We start from the raw sequence: 20,555 nt of genomic DNA, 5'->3' as shown, positions 1-20,555 counted from the left end.
AATGGTATGGATGATCTTCTCTAATCGAAAGAGGTACACGAGCAATGACCTCTCCTGTTGCTGGATTTGGTACTTCTTCAAACTGTTTTCTCGTGGATACTATCCATTGTCCACCAATATAGTTTTTCAACGTTTGTACATTTTTTGTTACGACCATAGTGAACCCCCCCCCGTTTTGAAATAACTATCCTATGAGTTTAGTATATCTGTAAAAGAAAGCGCATTCAGTAGACGATATGTAAATATATTTGCATGAATTTCACTACATTTCGGTAATATCCAGTGTGAATATTGACAAATAGTCTTTAGAAGAAACCACAGAATAGGGTACAGTATACTTTATCGTGATTTAGAAGCAGAAACATAATCATAAGCAGTGATAGCAAATTCTATCGCTTGTCGTTTATAGCTATCCATAAAATCCTCACCTAATAGCTCATTTAATCTTTGAAGACGTTGGTAAAGTGTCTGACGAACGATATAGAATTTAGTTGCAGTTTCCTGTTTCTTGCGACAATCACGAATAGCACTTTTAACAGCCATATACAAGGCGTGTCGTAATCTGCTAGAACCTCTTTTGGTAATTCGATTGAGAATACCTTTGAATGTTCCAGATTCAAAGACACTGGGATCAATTCCGGCAAAAGCAACTAGTTTCTTAGGGTGATTAAACCGATCAATTTCCCCAATTTCAGAAATAATCGTGGCAGCGATTTTTTCACCGATTCCGGGGATCGATTGGATAATTCTATATTCTTCAATACTTTTCGCTAAAGCATCTATCTCATTTTCAAGCTGGGATAGATGTTTTTTGTATTCAAGAAGCATATTAATATACATAACCAAGCTTAAAGAAAGGCTATGATATAAGGTTTTCTGAAATGGGTTTTGAGCTGCGGCAGCTAGCAGTTTTTCTGCCTAGCTATTGGCCCAGTACTGTGAACGATTTTTACATAACTCTTTTATTTTGTTAGCGATTGTTTCTTGACTAGCTTCCAAGATTTCTTCTGAAGTAGGAAACGCTTGTAAAGTCAGTAATGAAACATCCGAATATAAGGCCCAAAAAACCCCACAATATTCAGGAAACACTTGATCTAGAACTGCCTGAAATTGTAGTTTAGTTTGTACAAACATGCATGTCATATTTTCATGTTGTCTGGTAAGGTTGCGAAGATTTAAGAGCTGTATTCCTAGCTGTTTATAAGGCTCTAAATCTTCATTATAATACAGCTCGCAGAGGTGATAAGCGTCCATGATATCAGTCTTTACCTTACGTAAACTGGAACTCTTAGCTCGATGCGATATGAGTGGATTCACGATAATCAATAAATACCCTCTATCCTCGAAATACCGTAAAACTGGTGTATGATAATGTCCAGTGGATTCTAATACAGTGGGAGGCCGTTTTCCTGATACCTCTTCTACTTCTCTAATAAAGTTAAGAAGATTACCGGTACCCCTGAATCCTTCTTGTAGTATCATAGCTTCGCTTGTTATACGAGATTCTAGTCCCAACCAGTCTCAATCATGTTTCTACAAGTAGGGGGCGAACTGTTTAGCTGACGGGATCAAGCCCCACGGGTGCTTACGTTCTACCCCAGCTACCGTTTAGCATATATCGATATAAAAAATGGTCAACCAGAAATATTTTCTGGCTGACCTATAATACGAACGGGTGCGTTAGTTGATTAAGGAACACAAAAATAATCAATCCTTTTTATAAAAGAATAATTATTAAATATAAAAGGGCATGTTTTGATTAATCTTTTTTCAAAATATGCCCTTTCTATTTATTCATTTATTAAGGTTTCTTGTATTAATTTTTGATCAAACTTTGTTTCAAAGCTACACTATCACATATAATATAAAAATATAAAAAATCTAACAATCGTACTTAAAGAAATAATTTGGTGTACTTATTAAGGGGGATAAAATGAACAAAAAGAATTTTCTATTAATTGGAAGCGTTGTGTTTTTAATTTTTTTAGGTTGGTTTGCATATCAAAAAGCAACTGATGATACCTATGAGGGGATGTCTATTATTCCAGAACAACACAAAGATATTCCGTTATTTGAGGGATTGAAACCAACTAGAAGCCACTATGTAATAAAGGGAAATCGTTGGGAGGATATTTATAACTTTTATATGAACAACCTTCCTAAACTTGGTTGGAAAGTTGAGTATGAACAATCAGCTCTAGATGATACCAATAACGAAAACGATTGGTCTGGTTTTTATTCACGATGGAGAAAAGAAGGTTTTGACGGTGAATTGTGGATTTCAGCAAGTTATAATCAATATGAGGAGGAAACTGAAGTCCTATTTGATAAAACTCCAATATATAAATCAACCTCTTGGATTGAAGATTTACCAAACAGCATTTGTATCTATGAAACTCTAAAAGATGAAAAATGTTTTGAATTAAATGATAAGACTAAGATTAAAGAGATAAAATCACTTATAAATAAAGCGATTGATTGGGATAAAGAGGAGCTACCTCAAAGGGAAAAAACAAGTGTCATTGATTTTGGAAATCTGGAAATTAAAGTTCATTATGGAAGTGATAAAGAAATATATTTTCAATCAGAAAAGGGGATAAAAATAATGAAACCAGAATCTGAATTCTTCGAACTGACAAACCTTTCACAATAATCCTTTGTTAAAAAGAGACAAAAATTTATAATGCTAAAAACGCTCAGTTAATTTCTGAGCGTTTTTATTTGCTATTTATGCTGTTAGTTTCTTCCTAAAACCAATGTTAAATTATACGTTATTTACATTGTTATTATCATTATCTCCCAAACTGTGTAGTTTTAAATAAAGTCGTACCGTTAATAAAAAAGTTGCACCGTTTTGAATAAAGTTTAATCGTTTATAAAAATGATAAACGTAATCAAAATTTGATTTTGGTTTTCCTTAATGGACTATAGGGGCAGGATAGTTGAATAAGAAATAGTTAATAGACCAAATACGATTCTTAAATTGATGGATCGTTTTTTTTGCGTGATAATTTTAAGGATACTGTATGTTTAAATCTGGACAGGCGGTATATTATCCGACATGGGATAAATCAATTGTCCCCCAATTAAAGATTTTAAAATTGCAAAGAATATTATTCTAAATTATTTCACTAAATGATTCACGTATATAAAAACATTTAGAAAAAACTATAATATTCTCTTTAAAAACATATAAACAATGTATATGGGTTTTTAGGCTTAAACATCTAAGTTGTAATTAAGTATCTTAATGAAATAATCATCTTTTTGATATTTATTATTTTTAATAAACTCAGCTCAGATTCAGGAAGCAAACACCATTCTGTGGATTCAAAAGTGGATGAAGTGTACGAAAATTAAATATTTTTATCTTGAATTATTATATTTATGTTACTATAATTACATGGAAAGTACGCGAATTGAATAAACATACGCGAATTGAATACTTTCTTTTAAAAAACTTATTGTAAAAAAGAGATAGAGGAGCCATTATCATTGAAAAAATTAATGTTGTTTACGACTGGTGGAACAGTAGCCTCACTTGAAGGAGAAAACGGACTTGTACCTGGGCTGCATGCCGATGATCTATTAAGTTACATACCTGAATTAAATGTACGTTGCCGTATTGATACGAAAGAGTTAATGAACATTGATAGCACCAACATGCAACCAGAGTTTTGGATAGATATGGCGAATGCTATTTACGAACATTACGATCAATACGATGGCTTTATTATTACGCATGGTACCGATACAATGGCTTACACATCAGCTGCACTTTCTTATATGTTACAAGATGCATCAAAACCGATTGTTATTACAGGTTCGCAAATTCCTATTTCGTTTAGTAAAACGGATGCAAAACGAAACATTTCAGATGCCATTCGTTTTGCTTGTGAAGATATAGGTGGGGTATATATTGTATTTGACGGCAAAGTCATTCAAGGGACAAGAGCGATTAAACTTAGAACAAAAAGCTATGATGCCTTTGAAAGTATTAATTATCCGTATGTCGCATCGATACATGATGACCATATTGAATATAATAAACCGATTCATATTCAAAAAAAGAAACACATTCAATTAGATACATCACTTTGTACAGATGTAGCGGTTGTGAAATTACATCCTGGGATAAAACCAGAATTTTTTGACTGCCTAAAAGATTTGTATAAAGGAGTGGTTGTGGAGAGCTATGGAAGTGGTGGTGTTCCTTTTCAAGTGCGCAACATTTTGGCGAAATTAATTGAATTAATAGAGCACGGTGTATCGGTTGTCATTACGACTCAATGTCTAGAAGAAGGAGAAGACATGAGTATATATGAAGTCGGTCGGAAAATTGACCATAATCGTGTAGTACGTTCTAAAAATATGAACACAGAAGCAATCGTGCCGAAATTGATGTGGGTGCTAGGAAAAACAACAGATCCTAAAAAGGTAAAAGAAATGATGGAAACATCGATTGCAGAAGATATTACATTATATTTTTGAGATACTCTATCAAGGCTATTGACTTTGGAGGCTATATAACTCCTGACTTTGGACAGATTTCATCAGTTGATGAAGTTGATCTTTTTACAGTGAAAAAACTAGGTATCTTCTAAGCTAGTAAATTTTTTATAAGAGGTGATAGAATGCAACAATTATTACATGATGTAGTTGGCGTAACAAATGAATTCCTTTGGTCAAAATTATTAGTTTTTATGCTTGTTTCTTGTGGGATTTATTTCACATTTAAATTGAAATTTGTACAGGTTCGAATGTTAAAGGAAATGGTCCGTGTTTTAATGGAAGGGAGAACTAGTTCTAAAGACAGCGTTTCACCATTTCAAGCTTTCTGTATTGGTATGGCCGCTCGCGTTGGAACAGGTAATATCACAGGAATTGCGATTGCGATTGCATTAGGCGGTCCTGGAGCGATATTCTGGATGTGGATTATTGCTATTATTAGCTCAGCAACCAGCTTTATTGAAAGTACGTTAGCGCAAGTATATAAAGTAAAAGATAAAACTGGATTCCGAGGCGGTCCATCCTATTATATGGAAAAAGGATTAAACAAACGTTGGATGGGAGTATTATTCTCCATTTTAATTACACTTTCTTTCGGTCTTATATTCAATTCTGTACAATCAAATACCGTTACAATTGCTTTTGAGAACTCATTTGGTTTAGATCGTTTAACTGTAGGGATTCTCATGACACTTGCTTTCGCTGCGGTTATCTTTGGCGGTGTGAATCGTATTGCAAAAATTGCTGAATACAAGGTTATGATTTTAGGGGTGTTATACCTTGGAATGGCATTATTTGTCGTAGCAATGAACATAACCAAAATGCCGGAAATTCTTTCTCTTATTATTAATAACGCGTTTGGCTTTGAACAAATAGCAGGCGGTTCAATAGGCGCTGCGTTCATGAATGGAGTTAAACGTGGTTTATTCTCGAATGAAGCTGGTATGGGGAGTGCGCCCAACGTTGCCGCAACGGCAAAAACAAGTCATCCGGTGAAACAAGGACTTATTCAAGCATTTGGCGTATTAACGGATACACTGATCATTTGTACAAGCACAGCATTTATTATTTTACTTTCTGATGCTTATAAACAACCAGGACTAACTGGCATTGCACTTACACAAACATCATTAAGTGAACACATCGGTTCCTGGGCATCAGGTTGTCTTGCTATCTTTGTTTTCCTATTTGCATTCGGTTCGTTAATTGGTAACTATTATTATGGGGAAACAAATATTCGATTTTTACACAAAAGTAAAGTGTGGTTGATTCTATATCGAATAGGCGCGTTCGCCATGATTGTATTCGGTTCGGTTGCAAAGGTCGAGCTTGTATGGGGTTTAGCAGATTTATTTATGGGCTTGATGGTTATCGTAAACTTAATTGCCGTTCTCTTATTATCAAAAGTAGCTTTTGCAGCATTAAGTGATTATATGAAACAGAAAAAAGCTGGTCAAGATCCAGTTTTTTATAAAGACAGCATTAAAGGTCTTGAAAATCTTGAATGTTGGGAGCACTCTCAAGATGCTACCCCTTTAAAAAAGGAAAACATCATGTAATAAAAAAAATTTTCAGACATAAGGGTTTGGTATTATCCCCTACAGGGGGCTTGTTTGCGATTATGAGGAGAGCCGAATTTATATTATCTGAGGTAAGTATATCTTACTCATCAAAGGAGTTTATTCATAATGCATGTGCTACAAAAAACACAAAAAATAGTTCGCTATCAGAATCAACAGGGCAAAATACATTACGGTATTGTTGAGGATGATATGATATTACAACTGTCTAGCAGTTTTGCGGAACTTGTCAACAAGGAAATAAAGTATGATGGGGTAGAGCTGAAATATAGTGACGTGAAAATTTTGGAACCTGTAAAACCTTCGAAAGTGGTTAATTTCGGCTGGACATATGCAGGTCATGCGAAGGAAACAGGGGGAGAGGCAAACCTTGTAGAACCATTTCTATTTTTAAAGCCATTATCTGCGCTTATTGCAGATAAGGAGAAAATTATCCTTCCACCAAACGAGCTATCCAACCAAGTCGAGCTTGAAGGGGAAGTAGCCCTGGTCATTGGTAAGCGCGGAAAAAACATCAAAGAAGAAGATGCGCTTGATTATGTGTTTGGTTGCACGATATTTAATGACGTCACAGCAAGGGATCTTACAAAAAAAGATCCACAGTTTACGCGGGGCAAAGGATTTGATACATTCGGACCTTTGGGGCCGTGCATCGTTACCGGTGTAGATCCTACAAATTTAGGGATTGTGACCACTTTAAACGGCCGCGTTGTCCAAGACGGGAATACCAATCAAATGTCTCTGAGCATTCCGTATCTAATCAGCTGGCTTTCGCAGGTAATGACACTGGAGCCAGGTGACATTTTGGCTACGGGTTCACCATCTGGCAGCTGCCCGATCAAGTCGGGAGATGAGGTCGTTGTTGAAGTCGAGAATATCGGTCGGTTGTGTAATGAGGTTCAGTAGGATTTGCCAGAATTCTTAATAACCACAAATGAAAATATTCATCAATAAATGAGCCGACTTTTAAAATGTTACTGGGGACATCGCAATAAAAAGAAAGAAGAGTTTCTTTGTACTTGCATTCGCATGTGCTGCTGCTAGAGAAACGGCAGCATTAAAAGAGCTTGGTGTCAATTTATTTGAGATAAATGATAAACCTGATGGTCAATGGCTAAATATAGTGGAGTATTGAATCATTCCTTACTAACGGGTGCGTTCGTATTATAAGGTTAGCCAGTTTTTACTGGTTGACCTTTTTTTAATAGAATCTATTATATCAGTAGCCAGGGTAGGACGTACGGGTGCGTGGGACTTGATCCCGTGAACTAAACTGTTCGCCCCCTACTTGTAGAAACATGTTTGAGGCTGGTTGGGACGCAGATGTCGTATAACAAGCGAAGCTATGACACTACATGGAGGACTATGGGTACTGGTTAGTAAGTAGAGGAGGAAAAAACAATGAATCCAGTTGTTGGTCTGGATGTGGCAAAACGAGAGAGCCAAGTTCAGGCATTTTTAGATCAATCTAAACCGTATGGGAAGAGCTTTTCAATGAAGCATATCAAATAGGAGTTAGAGCATTTTTTAGAATTTCTAAAAGAAATTGAAGAGGTGACAGGGCAGATGCCTATGGTCATTTTAGAATCTACAGGGCATTACCATTCTCCTGTTATTCAATACCTGGAGGAACAAGGGATTCTATATATCTTACTAAATCCGATTATTTCTTATCAGGCAAAGAAGTCCAGCTTACGGAAGGTAAAAACAGACGCTATCGATGCGTACCAGTTGTGTGTGCTGTATTACAAAGAGGATTTAGAACCTCATAAAATTAGAGGAATTCAGCTATTAGACCTTCGGAATTTGTCCAGACAACAGTAAATCGTAACGAATATGTATGTGGAAGCTAAACTTCAATTTCACACCATTTTAGATCAAGTGTTTCCTGAATACCGGAAGGTTTTTGGAGATCTATATTCGAAGGTTTCTTTATTGATGTTAAAGGAATATCCTACTTCAGAGGCGGTATTAACAGCCGGAGAAAGTGAACTAGCCGAGAGTGTTATAGAATTCTGTTCTAGCCTATCGGGTGAATGGGCAAGGGAAAAAGCAAAAAAAATAATGGATTCCGCGCATCTCGAAATTAATTTCAAAAAAGCGTGTATCAAAGTCACGTATTCAATCTTCGTATGTATATTGAGTTGCTTTTTCATTACCAGGGACACCTTTCTGATTTGGAAGATCGTATAGTGGCCCTGGCAAATGAACTGGAAGAATATAAGATCATCCAATCGATTCCCGGTATCGGAGAAAAAATCGCAGCCACGATTATCTCTGAAATTGGTGAAATCGATCGGTTTAATCATCCGGAAAAACTGGTTGCCTTCGCTGGAGTAGATCCAAGTATTCACTCATCGGGTAAGTTTACGGCAACCATTAATCGAATGACAAAAAGAGGTTCGAGCAGACTACGTCATTCTCTGTATCTTGCCGTACTATGAGGCATAAGAAGTTCAAGGAACAAAAAGCTTAAAGCATTCTATGATAAGAAGAAATCAGAAGGAAAACCGGCCAAAGTGTCAATCGTTGCCTGTATGAATAAGTTGCTTCATTGGATTTACGCTCTATTAAAGAGAAAAGAAAGGTTCCTAGATTTAGCCTAATTAACGGTTTTGTGAAACAGAGAAAAATCCTTCCAAAAGTTTTGGAGGGTTTTTTGGCATGACCAAAAATAGTATATCATAAGGGAAATGAAAGAAAAGAATCCATCTCGATCAATCTTTTTTCAAAATAGATTCTTTTTATTTACGCTAATATGTGGGTTCAGGAGAAAATTTTGATCAATCTTGATTCCAAAAATACACATAGATCTTAATTAGTTCTATATTTGATAAATCGACTTACTGATCATTTATCAGTTCCTATATATTCAACTTTCAGGGAATTTTCCACCTGATGGTAAAATGTGGAGTGTGGTACAACTCCTTTATTTCACTATGCCTTCACATAAACTTCATGTCCTGAAATCACTCCATTTAACCGTGAACTTAAATTCAATGGTGATGAAATCCTACGAATAAGCGAGTATTTGTGAGAAAACCGTATTAAACTGAGGGAGTTCAACAAGCATATTGTATTCGAACTGTGCAATAAATACTAAACCATGAGAATAGAAAAATGATATTTAAAACTAATTATTGGGTTTTTATGGTAAAATAAGATGACTTTAAATCATATGTAGAAGAAATGGAAGAATTCCTTATAAAAAAGCACATTGAAAATCAATATGAGAATGATGAGTATCAAGACGAAGCAGACGAAGACGAGGATAGTCATTTTATGCAAAGTATAGCTGTGTGATTCATATGGAACAACAAGCAACCACCTATACTAAATTAATAGAGGAGAGGAATGCCTTATGAAAATACGTAGTCAAATTACCTTTGCAAGTCTGGCCCTAGTAATAACTGGAAGTTCCCTGCTATACACATCGCCAACCTCAATTGCAAAAGTAGAGCCCACTCAAAATGTATCTAGTTCGTTACAAACAAGCACTCAACGAGATCATAATTCCGTCAAGCAAGCAATGCGGGATGCATTGCAACTTGGATTCCCGGGAATACTTGCTAAAACCTCTGAGGATGGAAAAACGTGGGGTTATGCCGCAGGGGTAGCGAATCTGAGCACCAAGAAACCAATGAAAACAGATTTTCGCTTTCGCATTGGCAGCGTGACGAAGACGTTCACCGCAACGGTTGTACTTCAATTAGCTGGAGAGAACCGCTTGAAACTAGACGACTCCATCGAAAAATGGTTGCCTGGTGTCATTCAAGGAAACGGATATAATGGTAAACAGATTACCATCCGGCAGATATTGAACCATACAAGTGGTATCGCTGAATACTCAAGGTCAAAAGACGCTGATTTTATGGATACAAAAAAAACGTATAAGGCTGAAGAACTAGTGAAGATGGGAATTTCCCTGCCCCCAGACTTTGTCCCAGGAAAGGGCTGGTCTTATTCAAACACAGGATACGTATTACTGGGTATTCTTATTGAAAAAGTAACCGGAAACAGCTACGCGGAAGAGATTGAAAATCGGATTATTGAACCGCTTGAATTGTCGGATACATTCCTACCTGGCAATTCAAGCGTTATTCCAGGCACCAAGCATGCTCGGGGATATTCCCAACCAGACGAAGCAAGTGAGATAAAAGACGTTACCTATTATAACCCAAGTGCAGGTAGCTCGGCTGGAGATATGATTTCTACTGCTGACGACTTAAATAAATTCTTCTCTTCCTTGCTCGGTGGCAAATTACTGAAGGAACAGCAACTAAAACAAATGCTTACTACAGTTCCTACAGGAAGAGCAGGAATTGATGGATATGGTCTTGGAATCTTTGAAACTAAGCTTCCAAATGGTGCCTCGATATGGGGACACACAGGTGGCATTCTAGGGTTTTCTACTATTGCTGGAGGTACACTTGGAGGCAAGCATACGTTGGTCGTCAGTTTGAACAGTTTGGGTAGAGATAACAGTCCTAATCCTTTTAAAAATATTTTACTTGCGGAATTTAGCAAGTAGGCAAAAAGGAAAAACGGAAAAATTTTGTCATAGTTTTTATAGTTAAAAATATACCTTTCTGGTTCAAAAGACTCAACTTAACAACAGTTAGCTATTAAGCAAGAAAAAGTTAACTCCTTCTCAAATAACGGTTAATGCATTAAATCCAGGTCCAACTGATACAGGGTGGATGACAGAGGAAATAAAAAATGAATTAACACCGATGTTTCCTTTCGGTAGAATAGGAAAACAGAGAGAGGTTGCAAAAACTATTAAATTTCTAATGAGCGATGAAGCAGATTGGATTACAGGTCAGATTATTCATTCAGAAGGTGGATTTAAAAGGTAAATTAAACAAAAAAGGCTTTGGTTCTAGAACCTTTTTGTTGTATTAAATTCCAAGGATAGATATCAATTTGTGAAAGATTGTACTGAAACAAACGGGTGCGTTAGCGCCATAAGAAGGCCGCCTATTGGCGGCCTTTTGAACGTATGATTCTTATCATAATCATACATTCAAATTATAGGGAGTTTTGTTCAATAATAGCTCTCGATAAATTGGCATTTTAAGGTAAAGTATTATTTGAACTGTAATTATATAATAAGGAGTTTGATTTTTTGAAAAAGAAAATTTTGTTTCTATGCTTTTGTTCTCTTTTGATAACTGCTTGCCAAAGGGAATATAAAGGTGAATATATAAAATGGGGAGAAAAAACCAACAGTAATGCGACTGAATTATTAAAAGAAAATGGAATACCTTATAAAATTAAAGACGGAATTATATATATTCCTGAAGATGCTTTTGATAAATCTATTATGTGTTGTGCTTAAAGATTAAAATAATCTAAGTTTAAGTTTGTATTATTTCTATTCAAAAAATATCGGGTGAGTTAGCACATCCATATTCAAGTGAAAAAGTACCCTTAATTAACTAAGGGGACAGGATAGTTCAACAAGGATAATGGTTAATTGTGGTAAAATCTAAAAGGAATGGTTGTTTAATTTACAGGGGGTGTTCAAATGAGTGAAGATAAAGAAACTCCTGAAAGAAGAAGAGAAAAATTAAGACAAGAAGAATTAAAAAGAAATCCTTCTAGCAGTGTTCACGGTGGAGGTCTTGCTGATTTAATTGGTAGCTATGCCGAAAATAAAATCAAAATATTCACTGGGAATTTCAAGGAAGTAGCAATGGAATCATATTTTCTTTAGGAGGATATACCTTTGTTTAATATTAAAAAATTTACCGTAGGACTCCTGGTTTTAGGAATTCTTGCTGCTTGTGACAACCAAGAAGAACAAGTCGTAAATTATGAAAAAGAAGAGGTACCCAAACAAAACGTTGTTCAAGATTCTACACAACAGAACAAAGAGTCTTCTTTTAATGCACCAAAGTATCATATGTCTGGAGGTTGGATAAATGATGAATTTTATATAATGATCCACGGCAGCAGTGACATTAAAGGTGCTGGCAAGTATACACTGCAAAAAATACCTAAAAAGGGAAAAGAGAAAGTTGTAAAGCATTTACAGTTAACCGAATCAACGGGAAATAAGCTAACTGCTATAATTTATAGTGAGGATTCTAATAAGACTTCTTTTCTAACATTAGTGATGAACAAAGAAAGAACTGAAATAACTATAACGATGCCAAATGAAAAACCCGTGACTTACAAAAAAGCAGATATTATGCCATTCGAATTTAATCCAGAATATGTATGGGGAGAATAAAACCAAAATAAAAAAAACACCCAATCAACCATAGTGGAAAGCTTAGTTATAGAACTACCATGAAAATTAGATACTTTAAAAATGAAAAATGACAATACTTAAGAAGAGCCTGCTCAATCGTTTTAAAAAAAGAGGAGAGCGTTAATTAATTAGTTTATGGATTAGGATTGACTGGATTAAGGTCAGTATCAGTATTGACACTTCCTAACCATTTTCATTCTTTGTGGTGAATCGCCGATTTTTGCGATTCATGGATGGCTAACGGGTGCTTTAAGTTATAGGAGCAATTGGAATATTAGTTGGAATTTGGTTTCCAATTCCAGCTCTTCTTGCGGGGTAATTATTGGGATGCACCATGCTTGTGGCAGCTTTTACTCTTATTGTGTTGGCGAGACATCCCTTTAAAAAAGCAATACCTGCCATTATCTTGTGTGTCCTCAGTCTATGATAAATTGGAACCTACTGGGGTAAGAGTTTTCGATTGTGTTTAGTAATTACACAGTAATTTCTTGTTGAATTTAACTGACAAATACTTTCTTAATTGAGGAGCCATTTTTGTAACTGCTCATAACAGTCAATCCATTATGTTACGTTAACTAAGGGGGGGACAAGATGAAAGTATCAAAAAGACAACTGATAATAAAGAAGCACAACTAGAAGGTATATAGAAAATGGGAAAGGGTAAGGACCTAGATTTGAAAACAATTGAAAAAAAAGAACATTACATTTTGAGACATTTACCAAGGATTTTAATTGCTATAAATGAAACGAGATAAATTTGGTGCATCCATTAAATGGGGTGCTTTTTTTATTGGCGAGAGATTATGAAATCAGGAGAGGTTAAAAAGAAGACTGTAAGGAAGAAATGCTATCCTTTGATAACCGTTTATTGAGTATATTCTTTGTAAACTAGGCATACAGTCTTACATGTTCACTAACAAGTAACCCCGTTCCTGTAAAAGTCTCGTGACTAGTTTAGATTGAATAAATACCGGTGAATAGTCCCTTTTGTCGAATTCAGTAGTCAAATAGGAGGGAATGAAGAGTATGAAAATATCAGACATTGGATTTAAAGGTCAAGTTTTTGGATTTATAAAGTTCACATCTTTTGTGGAAAGTTTCATGTCAGGAGATTTATATATGAACAATTTCAAAAAGTATATTGATATGGAAAGTGCTTCGGGAGAAAAAGGTATAGGAGACAAATTTGAAGCATCAAATGTTTTTACGGAATTAACAATGAATTTCTTTACTCATGATACCCATGAATTAATAAAGGCGGGGCGAACTAAAAAGATGAATTTCAGAAAAAATATAAATGAAAAAAGACCTTTATATTGTATGTTTGCGATTGTCAGCGATATGTTAAAAGTGGTTAAAGAGGATGAAAAGTATTACTATACCAAATTTGACTTACCTAAAGAACAAATCGATAAAATGATTAGGGAGTTCGGAGATAAATTAATTTTTGTTACCCCATCGCAATTTATTGACAGAATCACTAAAACACTTAATGAAAAAGGTTATGCTTATAGAGGGGGGTTGGTAAAATATGATGATTATAACATCAATTCCTCTGCAAGGATGAGCTCTTATAAAAATCAAGGGACAGATATTTACTTTTGGAAAGATAAATACTTTGAAAATCAATATGAATATCGCATAGTTCTCACAGATCAAGAAGTTGATGAAGCTTTAATTGTGAACGTAGGTGATATTTCAGACATTAGTACTTTATTTAATGCAAATGAATTTTTCAGTGATAAATTTGAAATAAGATTACGAAAGAAAATAAATCTAAGCATCCATTAAATTAGGTGCTTTTTATGTACAAAAAACAAAAGAATTTGTCTGTCCAGTTTAGTTGCTTTTGGGCAGCTTCAAAACAAACCTTTACGTTGGTTTGTTTTTATAAAGGATTCCACGCGTACATGGCGCTGCATAATCGACAAATCTTATGATGCTGAAATAATTGAAGAATTGAAGTAATTAGTGAAAGCTGCCCGTACTAGGTGGCTTTTATTTTTTTTAATAAAAGTGTGAATTAACGGCTTGACAATATACCCCCTTAGGTATATTGTGAACTCACAAGTTTAGAACGCATAAATTCACGAGTAAAATGCCCAAACTCACGAGTAAAACGTGCAAACTCACGAGTAAAACATGCAAACTCACGAGTAAAGCACACAATTCTAGTCATTACTTATAATAATCTTCGTTATTTTGGTTCTGTTTACGTATAAACGATATGTACCTGCAAAGGATTTTCCTTGTCAAAAGAATGTTATTGGATATTAGGGCTTATAATCGTAAGCGCGAGAGTGTTGATAAAGGGGTTTGAATATTCCTTATGCTTATTTGAGACGTTTTAATAAGAAATCCTACATGAATACATTCATGTCATTGCTTCTGATAAATTGGAGTGAACTTGGGGCTGAGCTTCTTAATCGTAAAAGGAATTGAAGTAACCAGTTATGAGATTAGTGATTGTATTTGTAAATAGATGGGTGGGCGGAGTATGGAGTATGATAAAAGTGTCATTAATCGCTTGAAGCGGATTGAAGGACAAATCAAGGGTGTTCTTGGAATGATGGAGCAGGGTAAAGATTGCAGGGAAGTCGTCACTCAGTTGTCTGCAGCACGTAATGCCGTCGATAGGACCATGGGTGTTATTGTAAGTGACAATCTTGAGAAATGCGTTCGGGAAAACGTCGAGAAAGGCGAAGACACTGAACATCTAGTCAAGGAAGCAGTTGAGTTACTGATTAAAAGCAGGTAAAAGAACTTGACCTACCATTAGAAAAAGGAGTGTTATTCATGTCTTATATTTTACAAGTGGATTTTAAAATGGAGGGACCATTCGGCCACGAAATGGTAAAAGAATTTACTGATTTAGCAAAAAGCATTAATGAAGAAGAAGGCTTGATCTGGAAGATTTGGACCGAAGACAGTGAGGCGAAGGAAGCAGGTGGCATTTATCTGTTTGATACGAAGGAATCCGCATGTAAGTATTTGACTATGCACATAACTCGGTTAAAAGGTTTTGGTATAGAGAAGGTCAATGGAAAAATGTTCGAAGTGAATAAAGGTTTGACTCAAATCAATCATGGACCAATTAAATAAAGAAAACCCTATTTCATTATTTAGTGAAGTGGGTTGAAGAATATATTTTTTAGTATATTTTATACCCAATGGGGTATAGTGAAATGGAATATTGATCAGGAGGAAAACATAATGACTGAAAAGAAAAGAACGACGATCATTTTATTTAGTGGTGATTATGATAAGGCAATGGCTGCTTATATCATTGCAAATGGGGCGGCAGCTTACGATCATGAAGTGACCATCTTCCATACATTCTGGGGATTGAATGCTTTAAGGAAGCATGAGCCGATTTCATTAAAAAAAGGATTTCTTGAAAAAATGTTTGCGAAAATGATGCCGCGTGGTTCTGATAAAATGGGTCTATCAAACATGAACTTTGCTGGGATGGGGCCTAAAATGATCAAACACGTGATAAAAAAACATAACGCCATGTCACTGCCAAATTTAATTGAGCTGGCCCAAGAACAGGAAATCAAACTAATAGCCTGTACGATGACAATGGATTTATTGGGCTTGCAGCAAGAGGAATTAATGGATGGAATTGAGTATGCAGGTGTTGCGGCTTATTTAGCTGAAGCAGAGGATGGAAATGTAAACTTATTTATATAAATTTGGGTTCTGGAGGGATGAGGCTAAATGGGAACTATATTTAATATCATCATACTAGGTGTCATCGTTTGGTTTTTATATCAGCGATTTGTCCCGGTTAAGGGGATAAAAAATATAAATGCGGCTGAGTTAAAAGCTGAGTTTAATAACAAAGGAAATAAGCAATTCATGGATGTTCGTACTCCTAACGAATATAAGGGCAACCACATTAAGGACTTTAAGAATATACCTTTAAGCGAACTTGGCAAAAGGGCACAAGAACTTTCAAAAGATAAAGAAGTAATTGTAATCTGCCAAAGCGGAATGAGGAGCAGTAATGCGAGTAAAGCATTGAAAAAACTTGGATTTAAAGAAGTAACCAACGTAAAAGGCGGCATGAGTTCTTGGCGATAATAAAAGGAGGATATCAAAACGATGAAAGAAATTTTACCGAATGAAGTGAATGCATTATTGAAGGGAAACTCACCAGTCCATATTATTGATGTGCGGGAGGTGGATGAAGTAAAGGCAGGGAAAATACCAAATGCTTTGAGTATCCCGTTGGGGCTAGTGGAATTTAGAATGCAGGATCTGGATAAATCAAAAGAGTATATCATGGTCTGCCGGTCAGGGGGCAGAAGTTCAAGGGCCGCACAGTTACTTGAGGATCACGGATATAAAGTGATGAACATGATGGGTGGTATGAATGAATGGGAAGGTCCCACAGAATAATTTTTTTGCAATAAAATACCCCTACCCCTATTTAAGACAAGGAGGAAATAAAATGATTAACACAAATTCCGTTTTGGATGCTAAAGGTTTAGCTTGTCCAATGCCAATCGTAAAAACGAAAAAAGCCATGAATGGCCTTGAAGCGGGGGAAGTATTGGAAGTTCAAGCGACTGATAAAGGGTCGACTGCCGATATGAAAGCCTGGGCGGAAAGTACAGGTCATCAATATTTGGGTACGGTTGAAGAAGGAACCACATTAAAACATTATCTTCGGAAAGCAAGCGGAGAAGAAACAGAAGTTAAGAAGCATGAAAAAATCATTTCAAATGAAGAACTTCTACAAGTAATGGAAGAAAATCGAAATATGATCATCCTTGATGTACGAGAATCTGCAGAGTACGCTTTTAATCATATTCCAGCAGCAAAATCCCTTCCATTAGGTGAATTGGAACAACGTATGGGTGAGCTTGATAAAGAGTCAGAGATTTTCGTGATTTGCCGTACTGGCAGCCGAAGTGATCTTGCTGCACAAAAACTGACGGCGGCTGGATTTGAACAGGTATTTAATGTTGTACCCGGCATGAGCCAATGGAACGGTCCTTCACAAAAATCCGTTAATGAATAAAAGAGACTATAAAAATGGAGGAATATATCATGACTAACAAAGTAGCTATAATCGCAAGTAACGGTGGATTATTTGACGCATATAAAGTGTTTAACATCGCAACGGCAGCGGCAGCAACAGATCAAGAAGTGTCCATTTTCTTCACTTTCGAAGGCTTGAACTTCATTCATAAAGAAGCGAATGGACAACTTCCAATGCCTGACGGTAAGGAGCATTTTGCCGAAGGCTTTAAAAAGGCTAATGTTCCTTCCATTCCGGAATTAGTTACTATGGCACAAGAAATGGGCGTCAAGTTTATTGGGTGTCAAATGACCATGGACGTAATGGGCTTGGAAAAAGAAGCTTTCGTTGACAGTATCGAAGTAGGTGGAGCGGTCACATTTTTAGAGTTCGCTAAAGATGCTGATGTTACATTAACCTTTTAATGAAAGTGAAATTTTTTGAAATTTTTAATACTACAGGGGGTATGAGAAATGACGATTAAGCAAATGACAGCCGCTGAGGTTTCAAAGAAAGTAATCAATAAAACTGACTTATTTATTCTGGATGTTCGAAATGAAAGTGACTTTAATGATTGGAAAATTGAAGGGCAGAACTTTGAATTTCTTAATATCCCTTACTTTGATCTACTGGATGGCGTGGAAGAAATCCTCGATCAAATCCCGGCCAATGAAGAAATCCTTGTAGTATGTGCAAAGGAAGGCTCATCTGTTATGGTAGCTGAAATGCTATCTGAAACTGGATTGGATGTTTCTTATTTAAAGGGCGGCATGAAAGCATGGAGTGAACACTTAGAACCAGTTAAAATCGGCGAATTGACCAATGGCGGGGAAATTTACCAATTTGTTCGACTAGGTAAAGGCTGTCTATCTTACATGGTCATTTCCAATGGTGAAGCGGCCATTATTGATTCAACAAGAATGATTGATGCCTATCTTGACTTCGCCGATGGTATCGGAGTGAAAATTACACATGTTCTGGATACGCACCTACATGCCGATCATATTTCAGGTGGAAGACGAATAGCCGAAAGAACAAATGCAGCTTACTGGCTGCCGCCAAAAGATGCGGCTGAAATAACTTTTGAATATCAGCCATTAGCAAGCGGTAAAGTGCTAACGATCGGTCATACTGCGATTGATATCCAAGCATTATACTCCCCAGGCCATACCATTGGATCCACTTCATTTGTGGTCGATCATAAATACTTGCTTTCTGGGGATATACTATTCATCGATTCCATTGGCAGACCGGATTTAGCTGGATTGGCTGAGGATTGGGTAGGGGACTTAAGAGAAACACTGTATACACGTTTTAGAGATTTATCAGATGAGTTAATCGTATTGCCATCTCATTTCATGATCATCGATGAATTGAATCAAGACGGAAGTGTCGCTAAAAAGTTGGGTGCGCTGTTTGCTGACAATCATGGATTGAACATTGCGGATGAAACGGAATTCAGAGAGCTGGTAACAGATAATTTACCGCCTCAACCAAACGCATATCAAGAAATTCGCGAAACCAATATGGGGAAAATCGAGCCTGATGATGAAAAACAACGCGAAATGGAAATCGGACCAAACCGTTGTGCGGTTCGCTAATAATGATAAAAATAGAAGCCAAGAAAATAGGAGAGATATAATATGAATTCAGATAAAGTGTTAGATGCTAAGGGGCTTGCATGTCCAATGCCGATTGTTAAAACGAGAAAAGCCATGAATGATTTGCAAACCGGGCAAGTGCTGGAAATACATGTAACCGATAAAGGAGCTAAAGCCGACTTAGCGGCTTGGTCAAGATCCGGTGGCCATGAACTGGTGGAAACGGCAGAAGAAAATGATATACTGAAATTTTGGATCAGAAAAGGCTGATAAAGAGAAGGGGACCAATAGGGTTCCCTTCTTTTAAGGGAGGCACTTACAATGGATATCGCCTTTATCATTACCATCTTTTTGATTGGTTTTATAGGTTCATACGTTTCTGGAATGCTCGGCATCGGCGGCTCGATAATAAATTATCCGATGCTGCTGTTCATTCCCCCAATCTTCGGTTTAGCGGCATTTAGTGCACATGATGTGACAGGTATAAGTGCTGTACAAGTCTTATTCGCTTCCATCGGAGGTATATGGAGCTATCGGAAGAGCGGACATTTAAATAAAACGCTTATTCTCTATATGGGGATCAGTGTGTTAATCGGAAGCGTGGTTGGAAGTTTTGGATCACAAGCGATGTCGGAAAACGGAGTGAATATCGTTTATGGCGTTTTGGCGTTGATAGCGGCTGTCATGATGTTCATTCCGAAGAAAGGGATAGATGACATCCCTTTGGAACAAGTTACTTTTAACAAATGGCTTGCGGCCATCCTAGCATTAATCGTTGGTTTAGGTTCCGGTATAGTCGGTGCCGGAGGGGGCTTTCTATTAGTTCCGATCATGCTTATCGTTTTAAGAATTCCAACCAGGGTAACGATAGCATCTTCATTAGCCATCACTTTCATTTCATCCGTTGGTGCAACAGCAGGGAAAATCTCAACGGGACAAGTTGATTACTATCCGGCACTGATCATGATTGTGGCTAGTTTAATAGCCTCTCCGCTTGGAGCGATGGCCGGTAAAAAAATGAAGGTAAAAGTCCTGCAAGTCATACTGGCTCTATTGATTTTAGCTACCGCTGTGAAAACTTGGGTGGGGATCATGTCTTGAGGCACGATCTGGCTTGACCTTGACAGGGAAGGGGTCGTGGGTTCGAATCCCTCACAGGTCATCAACTACCAAAGGCTCAAATCCTTGATATAACAAGGATTTAGGCCTTTTTTTGTTTATAAAGAATTAGTTCATTTTGTATTATTTACTCAATTGGTGGCGGTTAGAGAAGGATTAAAACGTATTACAGGACAATTATTTCTAATAATTAATATTTCAAGGAACTGTAGGTAGAGCCTTTTGCTTATTCAGCTCACAGAGAGTGTGGTTACAACGAACCTGTCCCCTACTTTGATATTGCACATAATGTAGCACTTCATTACGTTTCTAGGCTTGAAAAGTATAATACAATGCCTTCACTTGAAATGATGGTAGAACAATATCAAGAAGAATTACAACCAATGATAGAAAGTTTTAAAGTGAAATAAATAGAAGGAGGAAAGTATGGAAGAGTAATTAAAAGCAAATTCCTTTCC

20 protein-coding genes and 5 pseudogenes are annotated in these 20,555 nt (G+C 36.5%); 22 read left to right on the top strand and 3 right to left on the bottom strand.

Translation table 11 applies throughout. The annotated features are described in order from the left end of the window. Positions 1–13 precede the first annotated feature (13 nt). Positions 14–157 (bottom strand): annotated as a pseudogene (locus Q8G36_RS29400) (methylmalonate-semialdehyde dehydrogenase); the annotation flags it as partial. Positions 158–339: 182 nt separating this feature from the next. Further along, positions 340–1,458, bottom strand: a pseudogene (locus Q8G36_RS21435) (IS110 family transposase); the annotation flags it as partial. Between the two features lie 475 nt (positions 1,459–1,933). Between Q8G36_RS21435 and Q8G36_RS21430 the strand changes: the two are divergent. From Q8G36_RS21430 to Q8G36_RS21380, 12 genes and pseudogenes are all read left to right on the top strand, one after another. After that, entirely contained in the window at positions 1,934–2,653 is a 720-nt protein-coding gene (locus tag Q8G36_RS21430) for a hypothetical protein (RefSeq protein WP_305161760.1), read from the top strand. A gap of 842 nt (positions 2,654–3,495) precedes the next feature. Continuing rightward, a complete protein-coding gene (locus Q8G36_RS21425; RefSeq protein ID WP_305161759.1) occupies positions 3,496–4,491 on the top strand; it encodes an asparaginase in 996 nt (331 codons plus the stop codon). A gap of 143 nt (positions 4,492–4,634) precedes the next feature. Next, a complete protein-coding gene (locus Q8G36_RS21420; RefSeq protein ID WP_305161758.1) occupies positions 4,635–6,068 on the top strand; it encodes an alanine/glycine:cation symporter family protein in 1,434 nt (477 codons plus the stop codon). A 129-nt stretch (positions 6,069–6,197) separates the two neighbouring features. Next, positions 6,198–6,995, top strand: coding sequence for a fumarylacetoacetate hydrolase family protein (locus Q8G36_RS21415; protein ID WP_305161757.1), 798 nt, complete (start codon positions 6,198–6,200; stop codon positions 6,993–6,995). A 495-nt stretch (positions 6,996–7,490) separates the two neighbouring features. After that, a pseudogene (locus Q8G36_RS21410) lies at positions 7,491–8,695 on the top strand (IS110 family transposase). Positions 8,696–9,450: 755 nt separating this feature from the next. Next, positions 9,451–10,620, top strand: a complete 1,170-nt coding sequence (locus Q8G36_RS21405; protein WP_305161756.1) for a serine hydrolase domain-containing protein — start codon at positions 9,451–9,453, stop codon at positions 10,618–10,620. 115 nt (positions 10,621–10,735) lie between these two features. Continuing rightward, positions 10,736–10,948 (top strand): annotated as a pseudogene (locus tag Q8G36_RS21400) (SDR family oxidoreductase); the annotation flags it as partial. A 269-nt stretch (positions 10,949–11,217) separates the two neighbouring features. Then, complete coding sequence (locus tag Q8G36_RS21395; RefSeq protein ID WP_252296854.1) at positions 11,218–11,430, top strand: hypothetical protein; 213 nt, start codon at positions 11,218–11,220, stop codon at positions 11,428–11,430. A 189-nt stretch (positions 11,431–11,619) separates the two neighbouring features. Further along, on the top strand, positions 11,620–11,808 hold the full coding sequence (locus tag Q8G36_RS21390; RefSeq protein ID WP_305161755.1) for a DUF6366 family protein: 189 nt from the start codon (positions 11,620–11,622) through the stop codon (positions 11,806–11,808). Positions 11,809–11,820: 12 nt separating this feature from the next. Continuing rightward, positions 11,821–12,327, top strand: coding sequence for a hypothetical protein (locus Q8G36_RS21385; RefSeq protein WP_305161754.1), 507 nt, complete (start codon positions 11,821–11,823; stop codon positions 12,325–12,327). Between the two features lie 274 nt (positions 12,328–12,601). Next, positions 12,602–12,775 (top strand): annotated as a pseudogene (locus Q8G36_RS29395) (DoxX family protein); the annotation flags it as partial. 599 nt (positions 12,776–13,374) lie between these two features. Next, positions 13,375–14,139, top strand: a complete 765-nt coding sequence (locus Q8G36_RS21380) for a hypothetical protein (RefSeq protein WP_305161753.1) — start codon at positions 13,375–13,377, stop codon at positions 14,137–14,139. 256 nt (positions 14,140–14,395) lie between these two features. On the opposite strand, the gene Q8G36_RS21375 is transcribed toward Q8G36_RS21380, so the two are convergent. Beyond that, on the bottom strand, positions 14,396–14,527 hold the full coding sequence (locus tag Q8G36_RS21375; RefSeq protein WP_305161752.1) for a hypothetical protein: 132 nt from the start codon (positions 14,525–14,527) through the stop codon (positions 14,396–14,398). A 318-nt stretch (positions 14,528–14,845) separates the two neighbouring features. Here Q8G36_RS21375 and Q8G36_RS21370 point away from each other — a divergent pair, with 318 nt between their 5' ends. From Q8G36_RS21370 to Q8G36_RS21325, 10 genes are all read left to right on the top strand, one after another. Then, positions 14,846–15,106 (top strand): metal-sensitive transcriptional regulator, encoded by a 261-nt coding sequence (locus tag Q8G36_RS21370; RefSeq protein WP_305161751.1) that lies wholly within the window; start codon positions 14,846–14,848, stop codon positions 15,104–15,106. A gap of 38 nt (positions 15,107–15,144) precedes the next feature. Beyond that, positions 15,145–15,450, top strand: coding sequence for a monooxygenase (locus Q8G36_RS21365; protein WP_305161750.1), 306 nt, complete (start codon positions 15,145–15,147; stop codon positions 15,448–15,450). Between the two features lie 111 nt (positions 15,451–15,561). Next, positions 15,562–16,041, top strand: coding sequence for a DsrE/DsrF/DrsH-like family protein (locus Q8G36_RS21360; RefSeq protein WP_305161749.1), 480 nt, complete (start codon positions 15,562–15,564; stop codon positions 16,039–16,041). Between the two features lie 27 nt (positions 16,042–16,068). Next, complete coding sequence (locus Q8G36_RS21355; protein WP_305161748.1) at positions 16,069–16,434, top strand: rhodanese-like domain-containing protein; 366 nt, start codon at positions 16,069–16,071, stop codon at positions 16,432–16,434. Positions 16,435–16,455: 21 nt separating this feature from the next. After that, positions 16,456–16,752, top strand: coding sequence for a rhodanese-like domain-containing protein (locus Q8G36_RS21350; protein ID WP_305161747.1), 297 nt, complete (start codon positions 16,456–16,458; stop codon positions 16,750–16,752). A gap of 52 nt (positions 16,753–16,804) precedes the next feature. Then, positions 16,805–17,377 carry a sulfurtransferase TusA family protein gene (locus tag Q8G36_RS21345; RefSeq protein ID WP_305161746.1) on the top strand — a complete coding sequence of 191 codons (573 nt, stop codon included), beginning with the start codon at positions 16,805–16,807 and terminating at the stop codon, positions 17,375–17,377. 29 nt (positions 17,378–17,406) lie between these two features. After that, positions 17,407–17,802: a DsrE/DsrF/DrsH-like family protein gene (locus Q8G36_RS21340; RefSeq protein WP_305161745.1), complete on the top strand. Its 396-nt coding sequence runs from the start codon at positions 17,407–17,409 to the stop codon at positions 17,800–17,802. 48 nt (positions 17,803–17,850) lie between these two features. Beyond that, positions 17,851–18,978, top strand: a complete 1,128-nt coding sequence (locus Q8G36_RS21335) for an MBL fold metallo-hydrolase (protein WP_305161744.1) — start codon at positions 17,851–17,853, stop codon at positions 18,976–18,978. A 42-nt stretch (positions 18,979–19,020) separates the two neighbouring features. Beyond that, on the top strand, positions 19,021–19,248 hold the full coding sequence (locus Q8G36_RS21330; protein ID WP_098373104.1) for a sulfurtransferase TusA family protein: 228 nt from the start codon (positions 19,021–19,023) through the stop codon (positions 19,246–19,248). Between the two features lie 51 nt (positions 19,249–19,299). Beyond that, the gene (locus Q8G36_RS21325) at positions 19,300–20,079 is read left to right on the top strand and encodes a sulfite exporter TauE/SafE family protein (protein WP_305161743.1); all 780 of its coding nucleotides are present in this window, start codon (positions 19,300–19,302) and stop codon (positions 20,077–20,079) included. Positions 20,080–20,555: the final 476 nt, after the last annotated feature.

Source organism: Peribacillus frigoritolerans (assembly GCF_030676415.1).
Lineage (GTDB): Bacteria > Bacillota > Bacilli > Bacillales > DSM-1321 > Peribacillus > Peribacillus frigoritolerans_A.
The sequence above is the reverse complement of the archived record's forward strand: the minus strand, read 5'-3'. Positions and strand labels throughout refer to the sequence as shown.